At 59.6% G+C, this 12,126-nt stretch carries 11 protein-coding genes and 1 pseudogene; 10 read left to right on the top strand and 2 right to left on the bottom strand.

Annotated features, from left to right (window positions below):
* Window positions 1–337 precede the first annotated feature (337 nt).
* Window positions 338–795: pseudogene (locus KBY02_RS06120) on the top strand (PhzF family phenazine biosynthesis protein).
* A 179-nt stretch (window positions 796–974) separates the two neighbouring features.
* Here the strand turns inward: KBY02_RS06120 and KBY02_RS06115 are convergent.
* Window positions 975–1,502, bottom strand: a complete 528-nt coding sequence (locus KBY02_RS06115) for an NUDIX hydrolase (protein WP_104684224.1) — start codon at window positions 1,500–1,502, stop codon at window positions 975–977.
* 54 nt (window positions 1,503–1,556) lie between these two features.
* Window positions 1,557–2,456: a LysR family transcriptional regulator gene (locus tag KBY02_RS06110; protein WP_225650231.1), complete on the bottom strand. Its 900-nt coding sequence runs from the start codon at window positions 2,454–2,456 to the stop codon at window positions 1,557–1,559.
* Between the two features lie 131 nt (window positions 2,457–2,587).
* Between KBY02_RS06110 and KBY02_RS06105 the strand changes: the two genes are divergently transcribed.
* The 9 genes from KBY02_RS06105 to KBY02_RS06065 all read left to right on the top strand — a co-directional run bounded on the left by KBY02_RS06105 (window position 2,588) and on the right by KBY02_RS06065 (window position 12,117).
* Window positions 2,588–3,880, top strand: coding sequence for a CitMHS family transporter (locus tag KBY02_RS06105; RefSeq protein ID WP_225650020.1), 1,293 nt, complete (start codon window positions 2,588–2,590; stop codon window positions 3,878–3,880).
* Window positions 3,881–5,245 carry an acyclic terpene utilization AtuA family protein gene (locus KBY02_RS06100; RefSeq protein WP_225650019.1) on the top strand — a complete coding sequence of 455 codons (1,365 nt, stop codon included), beginning with the start codon at window positions 3,881–3,883 and terminating at the stop codon, window positions 5,243–5,245.
* Window positions 5,242–5,604: a hypothetical protein gene (locus tag KBY02_RS06095; RefSeq protein ID WP_003401137.1), complete on the top strand. Its 363-nt coding sequence runs from the start codon at window positions 5,242–5,244 to the stop codon at window positions 5,602–5,604. The genes KBY02_RS06100 and KBY02_RS06095 overlap by 4 nt, the downstream gene beginning before the upstream one ends.
* Before the next feature lie 288 nt (window positions 5,605–5,892).
* The gene (locus KBY02_RS06090) at window positions 5,893–6,630 is read left to right on the top strand and encodes a FadR/GntR family transcriptional regulator (protein ID WP_225650003.1); all 738 of its coding nucleotides are present in this window, start codon (window positions 5,893–5,895) and stop codon (window positions 6,628–6,630) included.
* The gene (locus KBY02_RS06085) at window positions 6,627–7,643 is read left to right on the top strand and encodes an ABC transporter ATP-binding protein (RefSeq protein WP_024638162.1); all 1,017 of its coding nucleotides are present in this window, start codon (window positions 6,627–6,629) and stop codon (window positions 7,641–7,643) included. The genes KBY02_RS06090 and KBY02_RS06085 overlap by 4 nt, the downstream gene beginning before the upstream one ends.
* Window positions 7,640–8,773 carry an ABC transporter ATP-binding protein gene (locus KBY02_RS06080; RefSeq protein ID WP_225650001.1) on the top strand — a complete coding sequence of 378 codons (1,134 nt, stop codon included), beginning with the start codon at window positions 7,640–7,642 and terminating at the stop codon, window positions 8,771–8,773. The genes KBY02_RS06085 and KBY02_RS06080 overlap by 4 nt, the downstream gene beginning before the upstream one ends.
* Window positions 8,770–10,272 carry an ABC transporter substrate-binding protein gene (locus KBY02_RS06075; protein WP_011267880.1) on the top strand — a complete coding sequence of 501 codons (1,503 nt, stop codon included), beginning with the start codon at window positions 8,770–8,772 and terminating at the stop codon, window positions 10,270–10,272. The genes KBY02_RS06080 and KBY02_RS06075 overlap by 4 nt, the downstream gene beginning before the upstream one ends.
* Window positions 10,273–10,300: 28 nt before the next feature.
* Complete coding sequence (locus KBY02_RS06070) at window positions 10,301–11,245, top strand: ABC transporter permease (RefSeq protein ID WP_225650000.1); 945 nt, start codon at window positions 10,301–10,303, stop codon at window positions 11,243–11,245.
* On the top strand, window positions 11,245–12,117 hold the full coding sequence (locus KBY02_RS06065; protein WP_060400292.1) for an ABC transporter permease: 873 nt from the start codon (window positions 11,245–11,247) through the stop codon (window positions 12,115–12,117). Before KBY02_RS06070 ends, KBY02_RS06065 begins: the two co-directional genes overlap by 1 nt.
* The last annotated feature ends 9 nt before the right edge of the window (window positions 12,118–12,126 follow it).

Genomic DNA, 12,126 nt, shown 5'->3' with positions numbered 1-12,126 from the left:
GATTAGTGGCTAATCAGTGGAAAGCCTTTGAAATCAACAGGTTAAGAATTCCACTAATTAACGAATGCTGACACATGCCAACCAACCTCGAGTCTCGCCTGAGCTAAACCGCCACTTACAAACACTTCATGTGCTGACGAACCCAGTTCTGCATCCAGTTCCTTTACCAAATTGAGAGCATGGATCTGCAGTGCTGTCGCGATACCTCGATGACCAGGTCGTACGCATTAGCATCAATTGGGTCGAGAACCAGATCCAACCATGCGCACCTGGTGGACACTATCCTGCGATGTATTTAGGGTTACTTTTCCCACGTAACCCGACCTACGAGAGCTTTATGCCCAATACACTGAGTTTTCACCAGGTTGATGTATTCGCCAGTAAGCCCTTGGAAGGCAATGCACTCGCAGTCGTAAGCGACGCTGATGATCTGACCGCCGAACAAATGGCCGCATTCGCACGTTGCGACAAACCTTAGCGAGACTACATTTCTCATGCGTCCTACCCATCCTGATAACGTAGGAGCCTTTGCCCATTGGATCGGACTAGATGCACAAGCTGATATCGAAGTTCGAGCCTTCATTAGCAACAGGTCTGCCGAAGACCCTGTTACTGGCAGCCAATGCCAGCCTTGCCCAATGGCTAATACCAGCCGGGCTAATGCCGAAAAGATATACCGTCAGCCAAGGTACGGCGTTGGGGCGTCACGGACGAATTCAGGTGGAACACATTGGCGAGCGCATCTGGATTGGTGGGGAAGTACAAAAATGCATTACCGGTCGAGTCTCTTTTTAACCGGTGCAGATGACTAAAAATCAGGTTGAGCCGAGGCCCCTGTGCGCCAGCAGAACAACCGCCCTCGCCCAGCCTCAAAACCCCCTGAGGTTGATAACTCAACTAAACAGTCATTTAGTTGAGTTATCAACCAACACCAAAAAGCACCTCCTCCCACACTTTCCCCAGGCAGAAAACACTCACCGACTGACGATCAACTCTGCTTCAACTTTTCTCAGCATAAAGATCTCGCGCTGTATGGACTGCCCCATCGAAGACTCCTGGCGCTGCATAACAGCCTCATTATGGGCGATGGCTTCAGTTACGCCGATCCAGACGGGCCGCATGCCATTGGCTATTTCATGGCTTTCCATCCTCACGGGCTCTAACTGATGCGCGACATCGCACAGATAGAAATGCGAGGTCATGTGCATCAGATCATACTGGGGCTTCCAATAGGGCCGGTACTCCTCGATGTAACCATAATGCTCGAGCACCTGGATTTCGCGAGCGCCCGTCTCTTCTTCAAGCTCACGCTTCAGACCAGTAACAATGTCCTCGTTTGCATCAAGGCCGCCACCGGGAAAACTGAAGTCGTTATAGCGTTCAGTAAAGAGTAAAAGGATTTTCTCATTCCTCAATACGATGCCGCGTGCCGCATGACGTCGGAATATTCTGCCCTGTGTGGACTTCAGGTCGGGATGAATGATTTCGGTAATGAGTTGCATCGGGTCTTCATTTCAAGTGAACAGGGGAATTCGAATCATTGTACCAATAGCAAATCAACGGCTGTGATTGCCGAGGATGCGCAGATCCTCCAGCAATTGAACGAATTCGACAACGGCTGGAGCCATTGTTTGCTCCGAACGGGTAATAAGCCCGATCTGCCGAACGACACCCGGATGATCAACTGGCACTTTGCTCAGGTCTCCCCGCCCATCGTCCGCCGACTCCGGAAGAAGCGTAATGCCCTGCCCCTGTCTGACCAACGCCAGTACCGTAGACATGTAATTGGCTTCCAGACCCGCAGATAAAGGCAGTTGCTCGTCAGCAAACACTCGCTCGACCAGATCGCGAACGCTGCTTTCCCTGCCAGTAAGAACGATCGGGAAAACAGCTATCTCGTTCAGTCTCACTGCGCAACGCTTCGCCAGTGGATGGTCTTCGGGAGCGAACAGGCACAAACGGTCTTCCAGGATGGCGTTGAACTCCAACCCATGGGTGGGCCGAGCCTGTACGCCTAATCCGAAATCCACCTCGCGCTCTAGTACAAGCGCGTCGATTCGCTGCGCGACGACATCTCGCAGCCTGACCTCAACTCCCGGAAATCGCTCGCGAAACGTCTTCAACACTGCAGGCAGTACGCCGGAACACAGCGACGGCAAGGCGGCGATGGTGATCAGGCCGCGTCGTGAGGCTGCGATATCCCGCGCGGCGCTAACAATGTTGTCCAGATCCAGCAGCAGTTTCTCCATGGGCAACAGTGCATTTTGCCCGGCGCCGGTCAGGCAGACATGGCGTGGGCTTCGTTCCAGCAAGGCAACGCCGAGCCAATCCTCCAGTTGCTGGATTTGCACGGTCAGTGCAGACGGCGACAAGTTGAGAGTGGCTGCAGCCTTGGAAAAACTGCCGGTCTGAACCACTGACAGGAAGGCGCGGATGTGCTGGATCGAATTCTTCATTTTGTTTTTCCGAACAAGATCCAGTGAATATTTCAATTCACAGAGCATAGCGTCGTTGCTATTACTCTTGCAAAACAACAATAGGGTGTCTCGTCGCTGTCGCGCACAGGGATGCCGAAGAGGATCAGCCAATGCTCGCCACACTCGGTGTGATAACCATTCTTGCCATGCTCGTCAGCATCATGAGCAAACGCATCTCTCCTCTGGTTGCATTGATCGCCCTGCCGATCATCGCCGCCCTCCTCGCTGGTTTCGGTCTGCAAACCAGTGGCTTCATCATCACCGGCATCAAGAACGTTGCGCCCGTCGTCGGGATGTTTGTATTCGCCATTCTGTTCTTCGGCATCATGACGGATGCCGGCATGCTCGATCCGATCATCGATCGCATCCTCAAACGGGTCGGCACACGGCCAACCCGCATCGTCATGGGCACCGCACTGCTGGCGCTGTTGGTGCATCTGGACGGCTCCGGCGCGGTTACCTTTCTCGTGACCATTCCCGCCATGCTGCCGTTGTACACGCGCCTTGGCATGGATAAACGCATACTGGCTTGCGTGACGGCGATGGCTGCGGGGGTCAACTTCCTGCCCTGGACGGGCCCGGTGCTGCGCTCCTCCGCCGCCCTTCATGTGCCGGTTTCGGATCTGTTTCAGCCGCTCATTCCGGTACAGATCGTCGGACTGATCTTCGTCTTCACCTGCGCGTTTTTCCTGGGACGGCGCGAAGAGCGACGCCTGGGCCTGGGCCCTGACGATCTTGATGTAAAACCCCACCAACGCGTGCTCAGCGACGCTGAGCGTGAACTGCGCAAACCTCGGTTGTTCTGGATCAACCTGCTGCTGACGCTGGTGGTGATGGGCGTGATGATCGCGGGGGTTGTAGAGCCGGTGGTGATGTTCATGCTCGGCACCGTGATTGCCTTGTGCATCAACTACCCTGCCGTGGACGCACAGCGGGCACGCATCGATGCACACGCCAAGACAGCCCTGACCATGGCCAGCATCCTGCTGGCTGCCGGGGTGTTTACAGGAATCATGCAAGGCACCGGGATGCTGAAGGCCATGGCAGAAGTGGCCGTGGGCCAGATCCCGGCCGGGCACGGCAAGCTGATCCCGGTGGTTGTAGGCTTTATATCCATGCCCTTGAGCCTGCTTTTCGATCCGGACTCCTTCTACTTCGGCATCATGCCCGTGGTCGCCGAGGTCGGCAAAGCCCTCGGTGTCGACCCGATGCAGGTCGCACAGGCGTCTTTGCTTGGCGTGCATACCACCGGCTTCCCGGTCAGCCCGTTGACGCCAGCGACCTTTCTGCTGGTGGGCCTGTGCAAGATCGAGCTGGCCGATCACCAGCGCTTCACTATCCCTTTCCTGTTTGCGGCCTCGGTCATCATGACCCTGACCGCTATGGTCATAGGAGTTTTCTGAATGAAAACAATACGGATTGGTTCAGGGGCTGGTTATTCCGGCGACCGCATCGAGCCGGCGATCGAGCTGGCCGAGCATGGAGAACTGGATTACCTGGTATTTGAATGCCTCGCGGAACGTACCATTGCGCTGGCACAGCAGTCGCGTCTGGTGGACCCATCAGCAGGCTACGATCCATTGCTGAGCGAACGTATGCGCCGAGTCTTGCCTTTTGTGGGCAAAGGTACTGATGGCGCGCGCCGCCGCTTGCGAATCATCACCAACATGGGAGCCGCAAATCCGCTTGGCGCCGCAAGCGAAATACGCCGGATAGCGGCAGAGCTTGGCCTGAGCGGCTTGAAAGTCGCAGCGCTGACAGGCGATGACGTGCTCGCAGCCCTGCTGCAACAGCCCGATCAAACCCTCGACAATGGCCGGTCACTGCGATCCCTTGGTGACAGACTCATTTCGGCCAATGCCTACCTGGGCGCGGAAGGCATCATCCAGGCCTTGCGCGCCGATGCTGACGTGATCGTTACCGGAAGGGTCGCTGATCCTTCACTGTTTCTCGCAGCGCAAATGTTCGAGTTCGGCTGGGCCGAGGACGACTGGGCTTTGCTGGGCCGCGGAACCCTGGTCGGGCATTTGCTCGAATGCGCCGGCCAGGTCAGCGGCGGCTATTTCGCGGATCCCGGTTTTAAAGACGTCCCGGACCTCGATCGCCTGGGCTTCCCGCTGGCCGAGATAGATGCGGCAGGCAATGCGCTCATCAGCAAAGTGGCAGGCTCCGGTGGCCGTATTGATACCGCCACCTGCACCGAGCAAATGCTGTACGAAGTGCATGACCCTGCCGCCTACCTGACGCCCGATGTCAGCGCGGACTTCACCCATGCTGCCTTCGAATCCATCGCAAGAAACCAAGTGCGCGTTCAGGGGGCGGACGGACACGCACGCCCCGAGACGCTGAAGGTGTCAGTGGGTTTTCTCGATGGCTGGATCGGCGAAGGACAAATGTCCTACGGCGGCCCCGGCGCACTGGCCCGCGGACAGTTGGCGAAGGACATCGTGCTCAAACGTCTGGCCCTGACCGGCGTGGCATGTGAGGACATTCGAGCCGAACTGATCGGCGTTAACGCCTTGCATGGAAGTCACCTGGGAGCGCGCGCCGAGGGCGAGCCCTGGGAGGTACGCCTCCGGGTGGCCGCGCGTTGCATGGACAAAAACGATGCGGTACGCGTCGGCAATGAAGTGGAAACCCTCTATACCAACGGCCCGTATGGAGGCGGCGGTGCGAGCAAGTCAGTCCGCCAGGTAGTAGCCGTGGCGTCACTGTTCCTGCCAAGGGACGCAGTCAAACTGCAGGTGCATATAGAGGACATGACATGAACACCACCCAACTGCGGGACATCGCTCACACACGTACCGGTGACAAGGGTGACGTGTCCAATATCTCCGTCGTTGCCTTTCACATCGACGATTATCCACGTCTTGCTGAGCTGCTGACGGTGGAGTTGGTCACTGAACACTTTGCCGAACTGCTGGACCCAACCGGACCACCCGTACGCCGCTACGAACTGCCGCGTGTGGGTGCGCTCAACTTCGTTCTACCCGGCATCCTGCGTGGCGGAGTCACACGATCGCTGGCTCTTGATGCCCATGGCAAGGCGCTGGGGGCCGCATTGCTCGATCTGGGCCTGGAATGGCGAGCCGCGCCACCCGATGCAGCATTCCGGTCGACCACCTAGCGGCGCACTTTGGCGCACCCTGCCCGCATTGATGCAATAAATCCGTACCCGCTGAAAATTGGTTCACCCACCGGCGAACCAATCCCCTCACCCTGGCGTGGACCAAGCCGGCGGACCTTTGAACATTGGCCCGCCAGGCTTGACCCATAGCCGCCGCTGGCCATCTTGCCGTACAAAATTGACCGAACCAATTTTCATTGGCATCGCTCTTGCACCAGCCCTGTTGCCTGGAAACCCTACCTGCGGGCAGCTCAGGGCCTCTTTTTCCGGTCTGGCGCGAGTACCACGATGCAAAGGTTCGACCCTGACATTCCCATCGACAACTCTTCGAAACTGGCGCTGGATGCGTTGCGCCAGATCGTTGCCCAGCATGCAGCCTTCCCCCAGCGGGCATTGCCTACCGAGCGGGATCTGGCGGCCGATTTCGGGGTCAGCCGACGGGCAGTTCGTCGCGCCCTGTCGGTGCTGGAAGCCGAAGGCCAGGTCTGGCGCCGGCAAGGTAAAGGGACCTTTGTCGGACCTACTCCACCCAGCGCCGCCATGAGCTTCGCGCGGCTTTCCGGGCGGACCAATTTCACCGAGGTCATGGAAGCGCGCCTGCATCTGGAGCCGGCACTTGCCTCATTGGCCGCGGTACGGGCCAATGGTGAGCAGATGGCGATTCTGCGCCGCCTTGCCGAGCGCACTACTCGCCAGCAGGTCGCCGAACAGACCGATGCCGAAAGCATCGAGCTGTGGGACAGCGCCCTGCACCGCGCCATTGCCGAAGCGGCGGGTAATCGATTGATGCTGGACATCTTCGAAATGCTCGATGCGATCCGTCTGGACCCCGCCTGGCGCGACTTGCGTCACCGGGCGCGCAATGCCGACCGCCTCGACACCTACAGCCACGATCACGACGACATCGTCAGCGCCATTGAAAGCCGCGATCCGATCAAGGCCGCCACTGCCATGCGCGGCCATCTACGTGCGCTGCAACAGGCCCTGAACACCGTTATCAACCAAGACCTGGAGGCCAGCCTATGAGCGCCACTGCCCACCTCACAGAAAACGGCGACGGCACGGTGCTCAGCATCAGCGACCTGACCGTACGCTTTACCGGTGCGCCCGCCAATGTTGTCGACGGCGTGTCGTTTTCCGTCAAGCGTGGCAAGACCCTGGCCATCGTCGGCGAGTCCGGCTGCGGCAAGAGCGTGACCTCGATGGGCCTGATGGGCCTGTTGCCGTCAACGGCCAGGGTCGGCGCGAGCGATTCGCTGCTGATCGATGAAGCCTTGCTGGGCATGTCCGAAGAGCGCTTGCTGGACGTGCGCGGTAACCGTATGGCGATGATCTTCCAGGAGCCGATGACCTCCCTCAATCCGGTCTTCACCATCGGCGAGCAGATCGCTGAAAGTGTGATGCGTCATCAGGGCGTCTCAGACAAGGCAGCCCGCCAGCGCGCTCTGGAGATGCTGGAAAAGGTCCGCGTGCCGGACGCTCGCCAGCGGCTGGACGCCTACCCGCATGAACTTTCGGGTGGCATGCGGCAACGGGCCATGATTGCCATGGCGCTGGCCAATGACCCGGCGCTGATCATCGCGGACGAACCGACGACTGCGCTGGACGTGACCATTCAGGCGCAAATCCTTTCGCTGATCGCCAACCTGCAGACCGAGACCGGCACGGCGATGATTCTGATCACCCACGATCTGGGTGTAGTCGCCGAAGTCGCCGATGAGGTCATGGTCATGTACGCCGGACGCGTCGTGGAAAGCGGCCCGGTGAAAACCCTGTTCGACGATCCGCAACATCCCTACACCATCGGCCTGATGGGCTCGATGCCCTCGATCGGCCCTCGTGAAGGCCGCCTGGCGACGATTAACGGCCGGGTGCCGACACCGGCAGAAATGCCCAGCGGTTGCCGCTTCGCCGGGCGCTGCCCGTTCGTGATCCAGCAATGCCGAGACGAACGCCCGCCGCTGCTTGAGTTGTCCCCCGGACACTTCGCCGCGTGCATCCGGGCGCCTTTGGAACAGCATGTGGGAGTCAGTGCGTGAACCTTTCCGAACGAGATATCGCCGGGCGCCCAAGCCCCGACAGCAACGTGCAGAAGCCCATTCTCGAAGGCATCGGCCTGAGCAAGCACTTTGCCGTGGAAAGCGGTCTTTTGCAGCGGAAGAAGCCGCCGGTACAGGCCGTCAATGAGGTCAACCTGTCAGTCCGCAAGGGCGAGACGCTGGCGTTGGTAGGCGAGTCCGGCTCGGGCAAATCCACCCTTGGCCGCCTGCTGCTCAACCTGCTGCACCCGACTGCGGGTGACGTGATCTACGAGGGTCGCAACCTGGCCAACCTGACGCCGGAAAAGCTGCGCCAGGTACGCCGTGACTTGCAGATCATCTTTCAGGACCCGTTCGCCTCGCTGAATCCACGCATGACCGTGGAATCCATCGTTGGCGAACCAATCTGGCTACATAGTCAGGCCAGCCGCAGCGACCGTCAGGAAAGAGTCGCCGAGTTATTGCGCACCGTAGGCCTTGCTCCTGAACACGGTGGTCGGCATCCCCATGAATTCTCCGGTGGCCAACGCCAGCGCATCGGCATTGCCCGCGCACTGGCTTCCGAGCCGCGCCTGATCCTCGGTGACGAGCCGGTCTCGGCGCTGGACGTTTCGGTGCAGGCGCAAGTGGTCAACCTGCTCGAAGACCTCAAGCATCAATTCGGCCTGACTCTGGTGATTGTTGCCCATGGCCTGGCCGTGATTCGCCACATGAGCGACCGCGTGGCGGTGATGTACCTGGGTGAAATCGTCGAACTGGCGCCGGTCGACGCGCTGTTCGAAAACCCCTTGCACCCTTATACCCAGGCGTTGATGGCCGCCGTGCCGGTCAGCCACCCTGACCTGCGCCAGCCGCGTCCGTTACTCGGCGGCGATATGCCCAGCCCCAGCCGCCCGCCTTCGGGTTGCCGCTTTCACACCCGTTGCCCGCATGCCCGTGCGCTGTGCAAGGAGGCTGCGCCGGTCATGGAAACGGTCGAGGCCGAACGCCAGGTCGCCTGCCACTTCTGGCGTGAAATCGCCAACGCAGGCAGCGCCACGCTGATCCTTCCGACACCCAGCGCTGCCTACACGCAGCGCCTGAATCTGTTCAACCACCATCAATCCCTTGCAGTGGAGAGCCAGCCATGAAAATCGCACGCGTCGTGACAGGAACATTGTTATTGCTGGCCGCCAACGCTGCCTTTGCCGAGTCGACGTTGCGCATCGGTATTCAGGACGATCCCGATGTGCTGGATCCGCACCGTTCGCGCACCTACTCCGGCCGCCTGGTCTACACCGCGCTGTGCGACAAACTGGTGGACGTCAACCCGGACCTGACCTACTCGCCGCAACTGGCCACCGCCTGGAACTGGAGCGAAGACGGTAAAACCCTGACCATGACGTTGCGCGAAGGCGTGACGTACCACGATGGCGAACCTTTTGATGCCGCCTCGGTGAAGTTCAACCTTGATCGCGCCCGCACCCTCCCCGACTCCCTGCGCAAAAGCGAGCTGGCCTCGGTGGACAGCGTCGAGGTGATTGACGCAAAAACTGTGGCCATCAAGCTCAAGCAAGCCGATGCCACGCTGGTTTCGCAACTGTCGGACCGTGCCGGGATGATGCTCGCGCCGAAAGCCGCGCAAGGTGAGTTCGCCTCCAACCCGGTCTGCTCCGGCCCTTACAAATTCGTGCAGCGCGTGCAGCAGGATCGAATCGTACTGGAGCGTTTTGACAACTACTGGAATAAACAGGCTTATCACTTCGACAAAGTGGTGTTCCTGCCGATTCCGGACACCTCGGTGCGCCTGGCCAACCTGCGCTCCGGCGATCTGGACATCATCGAGCGCGTGGCGCCAACCGATGTGAAAACCGTCAAGGGCGACAGCAAGCTGGCGATCTACAACACACCGGGCCTGGGCTACATGCAACTGATGTTCAACATTGGCAATGGCGAAAAAGCCAACTCGCCGATGGGCAAGGACAAGCGCGTACGCAAGGCGTTTGAGCTGTCCATCGACCGCGATGCCATTAATCAGGTGGTGTTCGAGGGTCTGTACGCACCAAGCGCTCAGCCGTTCCCGAAAAACAGCCCGTATTACGACAAGGAACTGCCGATCCCTACTCGCGATATCGAGAAAAGCAAGGCGCTGCTGGCGCAGGCCGGCGTGAAACTGCCGTTGGCGGTGGACCTGAAAGTGGCCAACAACCCCATCGCGCAACAGGTCGGGCAGATCATTCAGGCCATGGCTGAAGAAGCGGGCTTCAAGGTCAACCTGATTGCCACGGAATACGCGACGATGCTCAGCGAACAGGCGAGTGGCAACTTCCAGATCGGCATGAGCGCCTGGTCGGGTCGTCCTGATCCGGATGGCGACATCCATCAGTTCGTGACCTGCAAAGGCGGCCAGAACGACGGCAAGTACTGCAACGCCAGGCTCGACGAACTGCTCAACAAGGCGCGCACCGTGAACGACGTTGCACAACGCCAGGCGCTGTACAACGACGCGCTGCGCTTGCTGGCCGATGAAGTACCCACCGCCTACCTGTATTTCGACCCGCGAATCATTGCCATGCGTAACAACGTGACCGGTTTTGTCCCTAACCCGGACGGTCTGATTCGTCTGAACAATGTCGCGTTCAAGCCATGACTGACGGGCGCACCTGCGAGGTTCCGGTATGCTGATGTTCATCCTGCGACGCCTGCTCAGCTCGATACCGACGCTGATTCTGGTTTCGCTGTTCGTCTTCACCCTGCATAAGCTGCTGCCGGGTGACCCGGTGCTGGCCATGGCCGGGGAAGAGCGCGATCCGGCGGTCATGGAATACCTGCGCGACAAATACCGGCTCGATGACCCGATCCCCTTGCAGTACCTGAACTGGGTCGGCAACGTGCTGACCGGCGACCTCGGCACATCGCTGCGCACCGAACAAGCGGTAACCACGCTGCTCGCGTCGAAACTGCCGGTGACTATCGAACTGGCGGTGCTGGCCCTGCTAATTGCGCTGTTGATCGGCATTCCCACCGGGATCATTTCGGCGGTGCGCAAGGGCACCCCCGTGGATTACGGGGCCAACGTGGTGGCGCTGTCGGGGATTTCCATTCCGCACTTCTGGCTGGGCATTCTGCTGATCATGGTGTTTGCGGTGAAACTGCAGTGGCTGCCCGCCTCCGGCTTTGTGCCGATGGGTGAGGACTTCGGACAAAACCTGAAGACCTTGATCCTGCCAGCGTTTGTCTTGGGTGCCGGGCTTTCGGGGATTCTCATGCGCCACACCCGCAGCGCCATGCTGGAAGTACTGCGCACTGACTACGTCCGCACCGCCCGGGCCAAGGGGTTATTCCCCCGTACAGTCATTCTCAAGCATGCGTTGCGCAACGCGCTGATGCCTATCGTCACACTCACGACGCTGCTGTTCGGCGAGTTGCTCGGCGGTGCGGTGCTGACCGAACAGGTATTCAGCATCCCGGGGTTCGGCAAAATGATCGTCGACGCCGTGTTCAACCGCGACTACGCCGTGGTGCAAGGCGTGGTGTTGTGTGTCGCGATTGGCTTCCTGATGTTGAACCTGCTGGCCGACGTGCTTTATCGCCTGATCAACCCACGTCTGAGGACTGCCTGATGACCGCTATTGCCAGCCTCCCGCACAGCGCGATCCTGCCCCGCAGTCGCTCGCCTTTTCTGAAGAAATTCCTTGCCAACAAAGGCGCGGTACTTGGCGCGGCGGTGTTGCTGCTGTTTGTCCTGGCGGCGGTTCTGGCGCCCTGGATTGCACCGCATGATCCGCTCAAAGCCAACTTCCTCGCCGTACGCAAGGCTCCCTCATTGATCTACTGGATGGGCACCGACGAACTGGGACGCGATCTGTTCTCACGCTTGCTGTATGGCGCACGCAGTTCACTGCTGGCCGGTGGTGTTTCGGTGGCCATCGCCATGTTCATCGGCGTGCCTCTGGGTCTGTTGGCCGGGTACTTTGGCGGCAAGCTGGACATGATCATTTCGCAGGTCATGGAAGCGCTGCTGTCCTGCCCGTTTCTGGTGCTGGCCATCGCTTTGGGCGCCTTTCTCGGCCCCAGCCTGACCAACGCGATGATCGCCATCGGCCTGTCCGCGATGCCGATCTTTGCCCGGCTGACCCGCGGCCAGGTGCTGTCGATCAAGCACGAGGATTACCTCGAAGGTGCCCGCGCCATTGGTCTGCCGGATCGCTGGATCATCCTGCGTTATGTGCTGCCCAACGTGATGTCGCCATTGGTCGTGCAGGCAACGCTGACCATCGCCTCGGCGATTCTGGCTGAAGCCAGCCTGTCGTTCCTCGGCCTGGGCCAGCAACCGCCGTCGCCGTCCTGGGGCTCGATACTCAATACTGCGAAGAATTTCATGGAGCAGGCTCCGTGGATGTCGATTGCGCCTGGCGTGGCGATCTACATCACGGTCCTGTGTTTCAACCTGCTGGGTGACGGCCTGCGCGATGCGCTGGACCCCAAGGGCTAAACCTTTCGT

The organism is Pseudomonas sp. P129 (assembly GCF_020312195.1).
In the GTDB taxonomy this organism is placed as follows: domain Bacteria; phylum Pseudomonadota; class Gammaproteobacteria; order Pseudomonadales; family Pseudomonadaceae; genus Aquipseudomonas; species Aquipseudomonas fragariae.
Note: the sequence above shows the minus strand (reverse complement) of the source record. Positions and strands in the feature narration are given on the sequence as shown.